The following is a 15417-nucleotide window of genomic DNA, read 5'->3' on the forward strand; positions in this document are numbered from 1 at the left end:
GCGCTGATGGTACTGCAAACGGGAGTTTGTGGGAGAGTAAGTCACCGCCGACCTAAAACTTAAGATGGTGGGGAGGGGTTGTGTGTAGGCTGTGTGCTTGTGCGCATCCCCTCCCCCTTTTTTTTGTCTCATATACCCGTAATCGGTTCCGGGTTGCTTACCATTTCTGGCGCAGGACTATTTTGTCCTTGAAATAGGCTAGAAGATTCCAGATGGTTAGTGTCGATACGGGCAGGATGCGGAGTAACTAACTCGCGGTTATTGTAGTCACCATTTTGCCGACTCCTAGGGGCCCAGGAGTAATAGATCCAGGGAATAAACGCCTAATTGCTCGGTGGAGAGTATACTCTCTACCGGCTCGGGATATAGAGCTGTGCAGCCGGCTTTAGATCTCAAGGGAGTTAATCGACAGCTATAATAAATGGTCCAAAAACTTCCTGTATTCTCCAGCATGGCGCCGTCAGCTCGGGGGGCTTGGGATCCGGATAATTTGGTAGACCTAGATCTAGCGGCTTGATGCTGTACCTAGTTCAAGTGGTCCCGATTCTTTCCTGCAACTAATACCTAAGCGGGGGGCACCCATATCTCCAATAGGGTGGCTATGAAAGCTCTAACTCGAGCAAATTTCTCGGGGTAGCTTGAACGTCTTCAAGACGGTGAAGATTTTCTTCCAAGACTCTCCATTGTTCCTCAGGGATTGCTGCTCTAGCGCGCGCAATTACCTCCCGGTCCGGTGTCCCCCATGTAATAGGCACAGGGGAGACTTCGCCCCATGCATCCTTTGCGTATACATCTTTGCGTCCACTCACCGCTACCGCAGGAACTTTCTCACCGATCTTTCGGGTGTGGTCCCCCAATCCAGTAACGGTGCGCGTAGCTAATGCCCATTGTGGTGGCTGGGTATCGAGTGCGCTTAAATTAACGAGGGCTAAAAGGACGCAGTCACGTGGATTAACCTCCGCGATCATAGCGGCGCACAGTTCGTAGCTATTATAAAGTTTCTCGGCGCTGCCAATAGCTCTAGGTAGAACGAAAACGAGCACTGCGTTCATAGCCGCTAGAGCACCTAAAACGATCTTGGCCACGACTGCGTAACCACCAAGATTTATATAGTCAACCACGAATATTAGGCTTATCAGGAGTACGACGGCTAATAGAGCCGCTTTGATTAATCGCGATCCATCGCGCAGCAGCTCGTTATGTTTGCGGGCATACTGTTCGTCGACGCTAAACGAGAATTTTTGCATCTTTATCCTTCTTTCCGTGGTGCAATCTGAGGCAAGAGCTCATCGAGGTCTTGAAGATCGACTATCCGGTAGGCGTAGCCTTGTTCTGCTAAGAAGCGTTGCCGATTCGCCGCGTACTCGGCGTCAATACTGTCACGACTGACAACTGTATAGAAGTGCACCGATTGCTTGTTTGCCTTAGGTCTGAGCAACCGCCCTAAACGCTGCGCCTCTTCTTGACGGGATCCGAAGGTACCCGAGACCTGAATCGCCACCTGGGCGGCAGGAAGGTCGATAGAGAAATTCGCAACTTTGCTCACCACAAGTGTTGGCACTTTCCCTTCGCGAAATTGCTGGAATAGTTCCTCTCGTCGGCTCGTGCGGGTACGCCCGTCAATGAGCGGCGCTCCGAGTTTCTCACTGAGCTCCTCAAGCTGCTCGACGAAAGCGCCGATAATTAAGGCTGGATCCCCAGCGTGGAAATCAAGAATTTTTCGCACCGCTGAGGTTTTGCTCTCCGAGCACGCTGCGAGGCGGTAGCGCTCCCTAGTTTCGGCGATAGCGTAGCTCATCTTCTCATCGTGCGTCATGGTACTTCTGACCTCAATGCACTCTGCGCTCGCGATGAACCCCTGCATTTCAAGGTCTTTCCAAGGGGCATCATAGCGCTTGGGTCCGATCAGTGAAAAGACATCGCTCTCGCGCCCGTCTTCTCTAATTAGTGTTGCTGTGAGGCCGAGGCGACGCCGTGATTGCAGATTGGAAGTCATACGGAAAACCGGGGCAGGAAGCAGGTGGACCTCATCGTAGATGATGAGGCCCCAGTCTCGGCTATCGAAGAGTTCGAGAGCCCGATACTCGCCCTTGGATTTGCGTGTCACCACCTGGTACGTGGCTATGGTGACGGGTCGAATCTCTTTCTTTTCCCCGGAATACTCACCGATCTCCGCCTCAGTAAGAGAGGTCTTCGCCAGCAGCTCGTCGCGCCATTGCCTCCCTGCAAGGGTGTTAGTGACCAAAATAAGGGTGGTCACTTGCGCCTTAGCCATAGCCGCGGCACCTACGATGGTTTTCCCCGAACCACAAGGTAACACTACGACACCTGAGCCCCCGTTATAAAAGGCGGCTGCGGCCATCTTCTGATAATCGCGGATATTCCAATCGCCGGTCTGTAGCGTGATGGGGTGACTTTCCCCGTCTATATATCCGGCAAGATCTTCGGCCGGCCACCCGATTTTAATGAGCTCTTGCTTCAAGCGCCCGCGCTCGGAAGGGTGGACGGCAATAGTTTCTGAATCAATACGGCTCCCCAGCATTGGTGCGATATTCTTATGCCGCGTGATCTCCGTCAGCACGCTAAGATCTTCAGACTCAAGTATGAGACCGTGAGCGGGATGATCGAGGATCCGCACGCGCCCGTAACGAGCCATTGTTTCAGCTATATCGATCAGGAGTGCTTGAGGGATCGGAAAACGCGAGTAGCTATCGAGGACGTCGATAAGCTGCTCAGCGTCGAATCCTGCGGCACGGGCATTCCACAGGGCAAGGGGCGTTATGCGATAGGTGTGGATATGTTCAGGGGCGCGCTCGAGTTCGGCGAATGGGGCAAGGGCAGCCCGAGCAACATCGGCGTTAGGGTGGTCAATTTCGAGTAGAACTGTTTTGTCTGACTGGACAATAAGGGGGCCCGATCCGTTAGTCATCCGTTTTTCCTTCGCTGTGTATGATCTGCGCTGCACTGAGGCGATGAGCGGGGATACGAATTAGCTCCCCGGTAACTTTCTCAATGGCTGAGATATGACCCGCGGTCATCGCAATGGGGCTCATTTCTTGAGAGTGCTGGATACCTGCAGCATCGACATAGCTAAGTATAAGGTCTAATTTATGGCGAATCGCTTTGTGAACCACGCTTATTGATGCCTCCCCGGACCCGATAGAGTGCGAGGGCGGAGAAGCCTTCAGTGCCTGGAGTGCTTTGAGGATGGAATCCTCACTGAGACTAGGTGTTGATCGTGGAGCCGGAGGGGTTTCCTGGCGTTCACGCTGAGGCCTGATATCGACGCTTAAACCGTGGTAATCCTCGGCTACGGCGTGGTAGCCATCCGCCCGTAAGGCTGCAATAACGTGGGCTAGCGGCGCTGACGATACCGCGACTGTGGGTGCTATCTGCCTGAGGCTGAGCCTTTTGATACTTGGGCTGGCAATAATCTGAGAAAGGAGCACAGCATCGTCGATGCGGAGATAACTGGTGGCCACCCCGCCACGGATCTGCCCATGGGTGCGGGAAATATCATCGATGAGAAATTCGATTACTGAGGGTAGCTCCCCGACAAGGTGAGTCGTGAAGAAATTCCTGATATCAGCGGCGCTGCGCCCAGCGTCGAAGCCTCGACGCAGAGAGGATTCCGAGATTCTATATACACTAGCAAGCCCTGGGGATTCGAGGTCAGCATAAAGGTTAATAGAGCGGTGCACCGTTGATTCGAGAGGACCCGGGGCGAGCAAAGTGAGATCGCTATTAGGAATGAGATAGCTGATTTCCTGAGGCGTGAGCGCGACAAGGAGCTCAGCGAAGTTCTTGTCAATGCTGCGAAGCGCAGGAGCAGCGAAGTAGAATCCGTCACTGTGGATGAGAGCCCCCATCGAAAGGCCTTCGTTAATGAGCTCATCGATAAACTGATCATCGTAGGCAAGCTGTTGATAAGGATGGCGAAAAGTTAATTCCGCTGAGATATGTGCTCGAGTTAATCCGGTATCGCCAAAGAGCTTAAAAAATTGCCGTCGTAATGGGGGAAGCTTTTCATCCCAAGTTTCTTCGCTATTGAGGCGGATTGATTGTCCCTTATCATCTTTAGTGCCTGCTATCCAGTGTTGCAAGGCCCCTGCCCGCCACCAGCCCTGCCAGATCATCTCCCACTGAGTGGCCAAGGGCGATTCGAGGAATTCTGCGCAGCGCTCGGTATTGGCCAATTCCAAACCACCCTCCTCGTTGTGGTGGGTGACAACAAGGCGTGCCCCAAAAAGAAGAGCCACGACGGTATTCACAATGCCTTGACTCGTGTGGAGGATGTGAGTCAGTTGTTGTTCACCGCGTACTCCTAATCCGCGATTTTTTAATAGCGCAACGGGTGTGGTGTCTAGGTACTCCACTGTATGGCGACATAATCGTACGATATCAAGAGCGGTTGCAACCGCCTGTTCCGCTAGCTGAGAGTCGAGTTTAGGCTGTGAGTGACTGTTGGGGGAGCTTAGGGGTATAAACCGGTGACCTGCGAGAATCTGGCGCACATAGGTAGGCAAAGCCACTGTAGTATCATCTCGCCGCACCAATAGACCGTCGGCGATTAGGCGGGGTATTGGTTTGGATTGATCGGCATGAGGGTGCGCATCGCGGGTTGTTCCCGTAGCCTGCGGAGCCGCGAGGGCTGTGAGGATCTTCAGCGATATGTGATCAAGAGCCGACACTTTAAGAGCCGTTGTCGCGAAATCATCGCTATCTTTTTCTGCCAGAACGCGAACCACAGGGTGAAGATAGTCAGCCACGGACTCCGCTAGGGCTATGCCGTTAGCAGTGGGGATTACTAAAAGATAGCTGCTGAGGGTATCAATGAGCTCAGAGAGAGACCAAGACCCTTCGATATAAGGGCTTAGTAAGTTTTTCATATCCTCTTCGGGTACCGCGTGAAGATCGCCTCCTAAAGTATCCAAAGCCTCGAGAACTGCGATCTCGCGCGCGTTGAGCTGGAAGAGTGCGCGCACAATACTCTGTTTAAGTCTCAAACGGCCAGCCAGAGAATGAATATGTGGGGGTGTCGGAAAGAGAATATCGGGGCGGTTGGAAAAAAGAACACTCAACTCATCATCGTCGAGGGAGGTGAGATACTCTTCAAGAGATGGTGGTGTGGGGGTGGCAGAATTCATGGTGAAATCCAATTGTAGCTGTTGAAAAGGTGCGGTTTTGGTGAAGATTTGCCAAAATGAGAAGTATGTCAAATATGGAGAAAAAAGGTTATGTTGATCCAGGTTGGCCCACCGAGGTTCCAGGCGGCGGCCACTATGTAACGGATATTATCGCGAAATTTGCTGGTGCCAACAGTCCGTTCGGCGATATTGAGTTTCCTGTTCCAGCCGAGCAGACCGGCTACGTTCATCCTTATACGCGTATCAACAAATAGTATTTCCCAGCAGAAAAGGGCCCGACCGCTCAATAAGCAGTCGTGCCCTTTTTTTGTGGCTACATCGAGCTCCTAGAAGATGGAGTGAATGAGCTCACGGTTAGCGCTATAGAAGGCGTTGAGGTCTACGCGGAAGGAGTAGTAGAGAGCTTCGATCTGCGGGGGAACAGTGAGACCAAATTCTGCGAGGCGAGCCACGATGAGGTTATAGAGTGCGTCAACTGGTAAGGATTCCGCGTTTTGGCCGTCGCGCTCAGCCGCGAATTCTGCTTGGGCTACAGCTTCTTGGACTACAGCTGGAGCATCCGCCACGATAGTGCGGGGGGTAGGAGCTGCGTTGAGTCCTAGGCGAGACGAGCAGGAGGGCCACGCACCCCAGCCTTGGCCGGCGAGCACGCGCTCAGCGACCGCGATTTGCTGCTCACGGGTTGCTTGGTAGGCGTAGGGGGCGAACTCGCCGCCACCATAACCACTCCAGGTCGATGGGGAGAATTGCAGCCCCCCGTGGTAACCGTTGCCGGTATTAATGGACCAATTGCCTCCAGCTTCGCATTGGGCTAGTCGATCCCAGTCGGAGTCAGGAGCAGCATTGGCTGCGGGAGCGAAGATGACGGTGGTTGCTCCTACTACTGCGGCTCCAGCGGCTAATTTCTTCAGCGGTGTAGCGGTCTTGCGGGCATGTTTCGCCATGAGTTTCTGGGTATCCTCTCAGTGGCCACCGGTTGTGGGGAGAAAGCGGTTAGCTTACTCCTGATACTGGCTGTTGATTTTCGAGCCAGTACTTCCCTTGGTGTGCTTGCAATGTCATTAAAGTGGTCATGATCCCCAATGAGGATCAGCTGTCTTTTTGGTCCTCTGAGCGTAGATTTCTCTCCATAAGGCATTTCGATGATCCAAGCAAAGACCAAGGGAGTGGTGGAGATCATCGAAGAATTGATGAGTATACATCGTACTTATGTTTGGAAAAACCAGAGCTGCAAAGGTTCTGGTCAATCAGCCTAGCGTATTTATAACGAAATTGTCACGTTTTACTGTTTACTTTTTCTCGTAGGTGGCCTCGGGTGGACTATCGTGGCTTGTAGGCAGCACTTTTCGGGTAAGTCGTGGCGAGAGTTAGGTAGTCGCAATATTTGTTGCTGATTCGTTATCTTGGGGCCACTACAGCTCTCTCCTTTAGGGGGTTAGCGTCAGGCTTCAGCCTTCGCTAGAATAGTATCTTTCGTCTATCTATTTTGACCCTCGCAGATTAGACTGAAGAACCAGTGTCCCGCGGAGGCGGCTGAGCTTAAAAAATTTAGGAAGGAATGAGTGTCATGCCTATTGGCAAGATCAAATGGTACGACCCCGAACGAGGTTTTGGCTTTGTATCCAACCCGGGATCTGAAGACGTTTTCGTTAGCCAAGCTGTTCTTCCAGATGGCGTCACTGAACTTCACCGCGGTCAGCGAATCGAATTCGATTTTGCATCTGGCAAAAAGGGCCCGCAAGCCCTCCGCGTCGCTATTATTGATCCACCTCGCGTACACGCAAAGCCGCAGCGCGTTGAGCGTAAGCACTCCGCCGAGGAGCTGGGATCCGTGGTCGCTGATCTCGTGAATCTCCTTGACGGTAAGGTGTTGCCGCAATTAACTGCGGGTCACTATCCTGACCGTAAAGAGGGCAAGCGTATTGCTGAGATTCTGCGAGCTGTCGCTGCTGAGCTCGATATCTAGCATTGAGATCTAATCTCACAGAGCCCGTCTGATCTTTAGGAGGCGGGCTTTTTCGTTGCGCCAACAGACCAAACCACGCTCAGCGGAGTTTCAGCTCCGTCGGCGTCGCGGCCGATGAGTACGGATTTAATCTCCACTACTAATAGCTCGGCATCACTATTGGTTGTGGGGATTTCGATATGCTTCTTTTCGTAGGGGCCGAAGTAGAATTCACTGTTGTGGGCTGGGTCGTCGTAGATACTCAAGACTGTCCAGTCATGGTCGTATATATCTCGAGGTACGTCAACAACCAGCTCGTTAGCGGCGCTAAGATCTTTGAGAGTGGGGCTGTCTTCTCGGCAGGGCTCTCCAAGTTCGCATACGCTATACGGGGGAACTTCGAAGCGCTCGCTTCCCAGTTGAGCCTGTATTTTGAGGTCCTCCGGCGCAGTACCGGGGCGGTTATTCCACCAATTTTGAAAGGCTATTGAGGTGATGAGAACCACGAGAACCGCCACACCAAGCCCCGCTACCTGAACAATGGTTTTTTTCGTCTTTGGGCGCATATTTTTTAAATCCTCCTAGGCTGGCTCACTGCTAAACCGGACCTCATAAAGGTCGGGCCACTGCTTACCCGTGATATAAAAGCGATCAGTGCCGGGGATATTAGCAATACCATTGAGAACATGATCGGTATCGCCGCTGGTGCGATTTGGAACCGTCGAGGCATCGATAATGGCGACCACTCGCTTATGGTCGAGATCAATTTTATAAATATCAGTACTTAAATAGATGTTTGCATAGACATATCGAGTTCCGGACTCCTTTGTGCAGGCGAGCTCGTTGAGCATACTTACCGGCTCACCATCGCGAGTAATGGAAATACGATCGCGCTCTGCGAAGCTCTCTCCGTCGAGAATTCTGAGAGTGTCACTTCCGTCGCTCATCACCATATAGTCCTCGTAGGAGCACAAACCCCACCCCTCGCCGGGGTAACGCACTGTATGAGTAACGTCGAGACTTTCTGCGTTGCGGGCAAAGGCAATTCCGCTTTGCCACGTGAGTTGCCATACCGTATCGCCAAATCGTGTGGCGCCCTCGCCAAAAAGCTCTGGGTCGAGCGGCTGATTATGAGTACTGACGCCGTCGAGTGTGTAGTAGTAAATTCGGGATCGATTGTACTGTCCGCCGCTAACCAGGAGGCGATCACCATCAACCTCCAGCCCCTGGGTGTAGGTGGTGGAGTCGAATGGATAGGTATGAAGAATTTCAACGTGCTGATACTCGATGGGGGCAGCAGAATACGGGGCGCAGGCCCCCGAGCTTAGCGCTGCAAAGACACTTATACTCGCGAAGGCACCGCGCCAATAAGAACTACTCGTCATAGCTATTATCATGCCCCACCACGGCTCGATTTGCGCAGACTTGCTCGGCTATAGGCCATAATAGAGGTGTGTCACGTAAAAGAACCCCTCCGCTGTTATTGAGTGCTAGAGCAGTATCGATCGCCCGTCGCGCCCTTGAGGAACTGGACGAAGGCGAGGTAGGAAGCCATATTGGGGTTGCGGCTCTTGGCAATAATAGTGCCACGCATTGTTTCGAAGCTGCCGTCCCTGGGTATCCTGGGTGGGAATGGAATGTGGTGGTTGCTGCCGCACCTGGTAGCCGTTGGGTAACTATCTCCGAACTTGGTCTCGTCAGTGGAGGGGAGGCTCTTAAAGCCCCTGAATGGGTTCCCTACCACGATCGAGTGCAGCCCGGCGATCTTGGCCCTGGGGATCTCATGCCTCCAGCTCCCTCAGATCCCCGCTTAAGCGATAATGATACGGAATCGGTTCTCTTAACCGGTCAGGCTATTGCGCCAGGACAGCGAAAGCTTGCTGCGATAGAACTGGAGACCATGAAGCAACGCTGGCACAAAGGAGAGTGGGGACCGGACACTGAATATGCACAAAAAGCCCCGCACCCGTGCAGGAGCTGCGCATTCTATCTGCCGTTCGCTCACCCATTAGGGCCTGATTTCGGGGTATGCGCTAATGAATACTCAGCGCACGATCAGGTGGTGGCCAAAGACTATGGATGCGGTGCGCACTCGGGAGTGGAAACCCCACAAACTCAAAAGCGGGTAGAGACACCCGCTTTCGACGACGAATCCCTCGTCGAGGTGGAGGTGCGCACGTAGGCGGTGGGGTGATGTGAAAGAGCACTCCGGCCGGAGCCGGTATAACCCTTATGTAATATATCTCACATTCTCTCCTGATCATTTGTTAACAATGCAGCTTAAATGGGATTGTTTAAGACGTGCACTCCTCAAAAGTGATTTTTCACATAGTGAGAGTGCAATCGATAGTTACCTAGCCCAACCATTCTGGAGAGAATATGGCCGAAACCGCTGTGGGGCAGAATGCCTCCACACTAGATCGCTTTTTTCACATCACGGAGCGGGGTTCCTCAATCAGCACAGAGATCCGCGCTGGCGTCGTCACCTTCTTCGCGATGGCGTATATCATCATCTTAAACCCCCTCATTATCGGTACCATTGCCGATTCTGAGGGGCTTACTCTTGGAGTACCCCAAGTAGCAGCCGCTACGGCTCTCGCCGCAGGCGTTATGACCATCGCCTTCGGTTTGATCGCTCGGTATCCTTTCGGCATCGCTACCGGTCTGGGCATTAACACCCTAGTGGCGGTAACCATGGTCAGCGTAGAGGGCCTCAGTTGGCCAGAGGCTATGGGGCTGGTTGTCCTGGACGGTATTATCATCGTCCTGCTTGCCGTATCTGGCTTCCGCATGGCAGTTTTCAACGCCATCCCGGCATCGATCAAGGCAGCTATGGGTGTAGGTATTGGTATGTTCATCGCCATGATCGGACTCGTCGACGCTGGTTTCGTTCGCCGTATACCAGATGCCGCAGGCACGACAGTTCCCGTCACTCTCGGCTCCGGGGGATCGATTGCCTCGTGGCCCACCTTTGTTTTCGTGATCGGCCTCGTTCTGTGTGGAATTCTGGTGGTACGCCAGGTTCGCGGCGGGCTCTTCATCGGAATCGTTGCCACCACACTTGTCGCAATGGTTGTCGAAGCTCTCACGCATGCCGGCCCATCCTTTGTCGACGGGCAACCCGTAGCAACTGGCTGGTCGTTGGCAGTCCCTACTCTGCCCGAAACTATCGGTGGACTTCCAGATCTTTCCATCATCGGCAATATTTCCCTCTTCGGAGCCTTTACTCGAGTCGGCGCGCTGGCGGCCACACTGCTTCTCTTTACCCTTGTGCTGGCCAACTTTTTCGACGCAATGGGGACCATGACAGCACTAGGCAAGCAGGCTCAACTTACCGATGAAAAAGGAAATCTTCCTAACCTACGAGCGGCACTGATCGTGGAAGGCGCAGGTGCCATCGTTGGCGGTGGAGCCTCAGCCTCCTCCAATACGGTTTATATCGATTCCGCAGCAGGCATTGCCGATGGTGCCCGAACTGGTTTAGCAAATATAGTCACCGGCATTCTCTTTCTCTTGGCTATGTTCCTCACCCCGCTCTACGCCATTGTTCCTATCGAAGCGGCAGCCCCAGTGTTGGTCGTGGTGGGTGCGCTTATGATCGCACAGGTTCGCGATATCGATTTCTCCCAATTCCATATCGCGCTACCGGCCTTCCTCACTATTGTCATCATGCCTTTTACCTATTCCATCGCTAACGGAATCGGGGTGGGCTTCATTGCGTATGTCATCATGGCAGCCGCAGCAGGAAAAGCAAAGAGTGTGCATTGGATCATGTGGCTCGTTTCGGCCCTGTTCCTTATCTACTTTGCAGCGGAACCACTGTTGCAGATCGTTGGCTAAAACCCTTTATTAAAGCCGCCTACCACATAAGTGGTAGGCGGCTTTTATCTTTTCGAGAGAGTAACCTCAATGGCTATGACTTATGTGAACATCATCCCTATTGACTCTGCTGTCGATGAGCGGGTAGCCGATTTTCGAGATCTCAAACATTCCGATAAACGCCCCGATATTCCGGGGGCCAAGGGCCTCGTCATAGCCGAGGGACCCTTGGTGATAGAAAGGCTCTTGCGCTCCCGATTTCCAGTTCGGAGCCTAATAGGGTTCCCATCGAAGGTGGACAATTTCCTCGCCCAAGATCATATCCCTGAACTCGTCAAAGATATTCCTATTTATGCAATCGAGCGCGATGATCTCGCTGAATTAGCGGGGTACGATATGCACCGCGGTCTCCTTGCCTCCGCCGACCGACCCAGCCCACTTGCCGTATCGGACGTTATTGAGCATGCGCGCACACTCGTCATCTTGGAAGGCGTCGGCGATCACGAGAATATTGGATCAATTTTTCGCAACTCGGCGGGGATGGGGGTCGATGGGGTGCTCTTTGGCAATGGATGCGCAGACCCGCTATACCGCCGCGTGGTGAGGGTATCGATGGGACACGTCCTGCGTACCCCGTTCGCCCACTTCGGGGGACGCTATACCAACTGGCAATGGGGACTAGAGCAGTTGAGAGAACAAGGTTTTCACCTCGTCTCCCTGACCCCAGACCCGCAGGCTGCGCATATAGCCACCGCGCTTTATGATTCACATGCTCAGCCCTATGAAAAGATTGCACTCTTAGTGGGAGCTGAAGGCCCAGGCTTAACGGAACATGCCATGCGGGCAACAGATATTCGAGCTCGTATTCCCATGGCGCCGGGTACTGATAGTCTTAACCTGGCCACTGCAGCCGCCATTGCACTCTACGAGAGAGTCCGCTCTCAAGCCTTTTCGTCGGGCTCTTCAGATTGTTGAGCTTTTAAGGATGAGAAAAAATTCTTTATCGATGGCGTGAGCCGATCGGAGTAGCGCAGCTTCTCTCCGAGGTTTTCCACAAACGCGTCGTAGAGTAAATGAGCACGCACGGCCGATTTCTGCGCCCAGCTGAATGAGCCACGAGCAGCTTGACCGAGTCTTAGCGTTAGGTCGTCGTCAAGCTCTGCTTCCTCGTCGGGATCTTCGTAATCATCGTAATCTCGATAAACCTCGCCGATCCCCAATTTTGCGGTGGACTGTTGCGCGATTTCGCCGATTGTTGGCTTTCGTGGAGCCGGAGGAGGTTCTGGGCGCCCATCGGTGGCATAACCCACCACGTTGATATTGGGGGCGGAGACTGGGTCGAACCCGAGCCACGCTCTCTGCGCAGCTAATGCCAAATCGAGAGGAGCAAAGGGGAGTAGGATCCCACCCTGACCGGAGCTGAATTCTCCCGCCCAATATGGACTTTCGAAGGGCTCTACGAGACCGCTATCTTCAATAATGCGGTCGGGCTCGGCACTAAATGCCCGCTTGAGCGTTGTGCCATGCCAGTGTGCGAAACCGGCATAACCTGATGCGGTATCGGTGGCGATTACAAATATATCCGCAGCAGGTATTGCTGCGATCAAACGTGGGTCTACATTTTCCAATCGATCTAGATGAGCCACGAGAGTCTGCATAAGACCCAATCCTGGGAAGGCCGCAATATAAAACTCATCGCGAGAGGGATGCGTTGAATGGTTTAGGCTAAAAGATCCGATTGGGGTTATAGGTAGTGTGGGATAAATTTGGGCGAGCAGTTTTCTTCCGAACCCACGATCAGCACGCGGTGAGGCGCTAATGACCTTTTCTGGATTGGCGCTCGTGACGTACCACAAGGTCAGTACCACGTCGCGGGAAAGCCTTTTTACGGTCATTTGCGGGGGCGCTTGGTATTCGTGCGAACTCCCAACAGCACATCTTCCCAGTGCGGCGTTACTGCTTTCCGACGTCGTTTCTCTGGCTTTTCCCCATCAGGATGCTGCAGCAATTCATCTCCACTGAGTTCCTCGAAGGTATCAGTTTTCTCCAGATCTTCTTGGGAAGTCTCAGCCGGACGCAACGAACTCACGGGACTCAAGGAGCGGACTGGCTGAGAAAAACTCGGATTGATGAGGTCTGCTGCGAGCCCATTGCGTGCAACAGCGGTGGCAGGAGAGGAGGAATGACGCAGATAACTCCACTCAGCAATATTGCTGACTAAGCCGGATTGCCACGTCAACGTGACGACCCACTGGGCGGCAGCATCGCGATAAGTATCCCACGTTGCCTGAGATAGATCCATATCGCGGGCGGCGAAAGCAGTAGCAAGGACCTCCCACAGCGTGAGTTTGGCAGGGCCATCGTCGCGGACGGGGTAGGCTTGCTTGGCCATGTCGGCTAGGCGTTTGCGCTCACCAATGATGGGATGTGCATAGGGCTCGATGCGAGAGGGAGAAACGCCGTTTAGCTCAGCAACCTCTTCGATCGTGGCGCCAGCGCGGATGCGATCTTGGATCTCTCTCGGGCGCATTTTTAGCGGTGAAGATGTCCGTAGGTCGACCCCGCGGGAAGGCTTCTCAGCCTTGTCATCGTTGTCAGGGAGCTCTTTTTTTATTTTCTCGCTGGGCTGCACAGTTGCGAGGAGGGAATCAGTGACCGCCAGAAAAAACTGCTCGTCCGTTTCCTTATCGGTAAATACCAATGAGGTGGGAGTCGATTCCGACTCATTGAAGAAGAGTTCTTTCATAGTTGCGGCTCTCCAATCGGTGATGTATCCGAGTTGAGGATCGGGGGAAAGTCCCCGTTCCTCAACTCAACATACTGAGGTGCGTATCCACCCAATCTTATCGCATCCCACCTCCTGTATTGGAGTTCCACGCAGGAGCTGAGTGCCACAAAGATTAGCGATGATCCAAGATATGATCGATCGCTTGGGTGAGAAGGTGAATATCTGCCGCATCAATAGCTGGGAATAATCCCACACGAAGCTGGTTGCGGCCTAGCTTCCGGTAAGGTTCCACATCGACAATGCCGTGTGCGCGCAGGATTTTCGCCAACGCTGCAGCATCGACGCTGTCGTCGAAGTCAATCGTGCCTACCACAAGGGAGCGGTGTGAAGGCTCACTGACGAAAGGTTGGGCATGAGGGTGGTTCTCGGCCCACGCGTATAACGTATCTGAATTGCGGCGGGTGCGTTCCACCATAGCATCGAGTCCGCCCAGCTCATTCATCCATTTTACCTGTTCAGCGAGCATGATAAGGGTGGCCACCGCCGGGGTATTATACGTCTGGTTCTTGCGGGAATTGTTCACTGCAGTCTTGAGATTGAGGAACTCAGGGATATAGCGACCCGACTTGGCAATCTCCTCAACGCGATCGAGTGCGCGAGGACTCATGATGGCTATCCACAACCCGCCATCCGCAGCGAAGCACTTCTGAGGGGAGAAATAATAAACATCAACCGCGTTCAAATCGGCTGGTAGACCGCCAGCACCTGAGGTGGCATCGATAACAGTCAGAGCATCTTCGGGGGCCGCGGGGCGATGGGTGGGAATCATAGCGCCCGTGGAGGTCTCGTTATGCGCCCATGCGATGACATCGCATCCGTCAAAGTCATGAGAGCCCGGTGTGGGGATCTTGCCTGGCTCAGCAGAGATAATGGCGGGCTGATCAAGCCACGGGGCTTGGGCGGCTGCGGTCGCGAATTTAGAGGAGAACTCACCGCATACCAAGTGTCCTGATTTTTTTCGTATGAGACCGAAGGTGGCGGCATCCCAAAAGGCAGTCGCTCCACCTAAGCCAAGAATGACTTCATGGCCTTCGGGGAGATTGAATAGTTGGCTTAGGCCGGTGCGGATACTCCCGACAATGTCTTTGATCGCAGATTGGCGGTGCGAAGTACCCAGAACGGTGCGGGCTCCAGCTGCCACGGCATCAACCTGCGCGGGCCGCACCTTTGACGGCCCACAGCCGAAGCGCCCATCGTGAGGAAGAAGGTGTGCGGGGATTCTAGGTGTCTCACTCATATTTCTGCTTTCTAGTTTCGGGTAGATACTCGCGGGTGGATACTCATGGAGTAGAAATTCCAGATTACCGATATTCGTGCCCTAGTGGGGTATAAGTGAGGAAAATCTTCCAGCCATAACCGTTACCTTAACGGGGGTAGTTAGAGGACGTTGATCTTCCCTTTTTGCCTAGTTTTAGTGAAATAAAGGGGGTAAAGGTAGTTCATATCACAATTTTTGCTAAAATGTGCACCAGGCCACTTTTTAATATTTTGGCGTCACTCACAGCTCGATAAACCCGCCTGCGCCTAGGATTAGAGGGTGGAGTGGTTTGAGGTTGTGGCTCCATAGAAGAAGTGCTCGCTATATTTGAACTAGAATATTGGGAAACGGCAATCCGCTCTGCAAGGCATGTAGGTGAAGATCCTTTTCAACCAAAAGAATCAATCTAATCTCTTGTGGAATTGGCACGTTGTAAGAACTCGTGTGACTTATTTGGCCA

The 15417-nt window shown here is 53.2% G+C and carries 14 protein-coding genes; 5 read left to right on the forward strand and 9 right to left on the reverse strand.

Annotation, left to right across the window (positions count from 1 at the left end):
- Positions 1 to 599 precede the first annotated feature (599 nt).
- The 3 genes from NXS13_RS04030 to NXS13_RS04040 are packed head-to-tail and all read right to left on the reverse strand — an operon-like array spanning position 600 to position 5147.
- Entirely contained in the window at positions 600 to 1247 is a 648-nt protein-coding gene (locus tag NXS13_RS04030; RefSeq protein ID WP_259289416.1) for a DUF3239 domain-containing protein, read from the reverse strand.
- Between the two features lie 2 nt (positions 1248 to 1249).
- Positions 1250 to 2929 carry a DNA repair helicase XPB gene (locus NXS13_RS04035; protein ID WP_259078427.1) on the reverse strand — a complete coding sequence of 560 codons (1680 nt, stop codon included), beginning with the start codon at positions 2927 to 2929 and terminating at the stop codon, positions 1250 to 1252.
- Positions 2922 to 5147, reverse strand: coding sequence for a helicase-associated domain-containing protein (locus NXS13_RS04040; RefSeq protein ID WP_259289417.1), 2226 nt, complete (start codon positions 5145 to 5147; stop codon positions 2922 to 2924). Before NXS13_RS04040 ends, NXS13_RS04035 begins: the two co-directional genes overlap by 8 nt.
- A gap of 65 nt (positions 5148 to 5212) precedes the next feature.
- Here NXS13_RS04040 and NXS13_RS04045 point away from each other — a divergent pair, with 65 nt between their 5' ends.
- Positions 5213 to 5401: a hypothetical protein gene (locus NXS13_RS04045; RefSeq protein ID WP_259078423.1), complete on the forward strand. Its 189-nt coding sequence runs from the start codon at positions 5213 to 5215 to the stop codon at positions 5399 to 5401.
- A 72-nt stretch (positions 5402 to 5473) separates the two neighbouring features.
- Here the strand turns inward: NXS13_RS04045 and NXS13_RS04050 are convergent, their stop codons facing one another.
- Positions 5474 to 6091, reverse strand: a complete 618-nt coding sequence (locus tag NXS13_RS04050) for a resuscitation-promoting factor Rpf1 domain-containing protein (protein ID WP_259078422.1) — start codon at positions 6089 to 6091, stop codon at positions 5474 to 5476.
- A gap of 623 nt (positions 6092 to 6714) precedes the next feature.
- Here NXS13_RS04050 and NXS13_RS04055 point away from each other — a divergent pair.
- On the forward strand, positions 6715 to 7113 hold the full coding sequence (locus tag NXS13_RS04055) for a cold-shock protein (RefSeq protein ID WP_259078420.1): 399 nt from the start codon (positions 6715 to 6717) through the stop codon (positions 7111 to 7113).
- Between the two features lie 35 nt (positions 7114 to 7148).
- Here NXS13_RS04055 and NXS13_RS04060 read toward each other — a convergent pair whose 3' ends face one another.
- The gene (locus tag NXS13_RS04060; protein ID WP_259078418.1) at positions 7149 to 7658 is read right to left on the reverse strand and encodes a DUF2771 domain-containing protein; all 510 of its coding nucleotides are present in this window, start codon (positions 7656 to 7658) and stop codon (positions 7149 to 7151) included.
- A gap of 15 nt (positions 7659 to 7673) precedes the next feature.
- A complete protein-coding gene (locus tag NXS13_RS04065) occupies positions 7674 to 8477 on the reverse strand; it encodes a glutaminyl-peptide cyclotransferase (protein WP_259078417.1) in 804 nt (267 codons plus the stop codon).
- Positions 8478 to 8545: 68 nt separating this feature from the next.
- Between NXS13_RS04065 and NXS13_RS04070 the strand changes: the two genes are divergently transcribed.
- From NXS13_RS04070 to NXS13_RS04080, 3 genes are all read left to right on the forward strand, one after another.
- Positions 8546 to 9274 (forward strand): DUF3027 domain-containing protein, encoded by a 729-nt coding sequence (locus NXS13_RS04070; RefSeq protein WP_259078415.1) that lies wholly within the window; start codon positions 8546 to 8548, stop codon positions 9272 to 9274.
- A 197-nt stretch (positions 9275 to 9471) separates the two neighbouring features.
- Positions 9472 to 10932, forward strand: a complete 1461-nt coding sequence (locus tag NXS13_RS04075; protein ID WP_259078413.1) for an NCS2 family permease — start codon at positions 9472 to 9474, stop codon at positions 10930 to 10932.
- Between the two features lie 69 nt (positions 10933 to 11001).
- A complete protein-coding gene (locus tag NXS13_RS04080) occupies positions 11002 to 11886 on the forward strand; it encodes an RNA methyltransferase (protein ID WP_259078411.1) in 885 nt (294 codons plus the stop codon).
- Here the strand turns inward: NXS13_RS04080 and NXS13_RS04085 are convergent.
- The 3 genes from NXS13_RS04085 to serC all read right to left on the reverse strand — a co-directional run bounded on the left by NXS13_RS04085 (position 11853) and on the right by serC (position 14936).
- Positions 11853 to 12779: a DUF6928 family protein gene (locus NXS13_RS04085; protein ID WP_259289418.1), complete on the reverse strand. Its 927-nt coding sequence runs from the start codon at positions 12777 to 12779 to the stop codon at positions 11853 to 11855. The genes NXS13_RS04080 and NXS13_RS04085 overlap by 34 nt on opposite strands.
- Before the next feature lie 23 nt (positions 12780 to 12802).
- Positions 12803 to 13657, reverse strand: coding sequence for a septation protein SepH (sepH, locus tag NXS13_RS04090; RefSeq protein ID WP_259078407.1), 855 nt, complete (start codon positions 13655 to 13657; stop codon positions 12803 to 12805).
- A 154-nt stretch (positions 13658 to 13811) separates the two neighbouring features.
- Positions 13812 to 14936, reverse strand: a complete 1125-nt coding sequence (gene serC, locus NXS13_RS04095) for a phosphoserine transaminase (protein ID WP_259078405.1) — start codon at positions 14934 to 14936, stop codon at positions 13812 to 13814.
- Positions 14937 to 15417: the final 481 nt, after the last annotated feature.

The organism is Corynebacterium sp. ES2730-CONJ (assembly GCF_024834055.1).
Lineage (GTDB): Bacteria > Actinomycetota > Actinomycetes > Mycobacteriales > Mycobacteriaceae > Corynebacterium.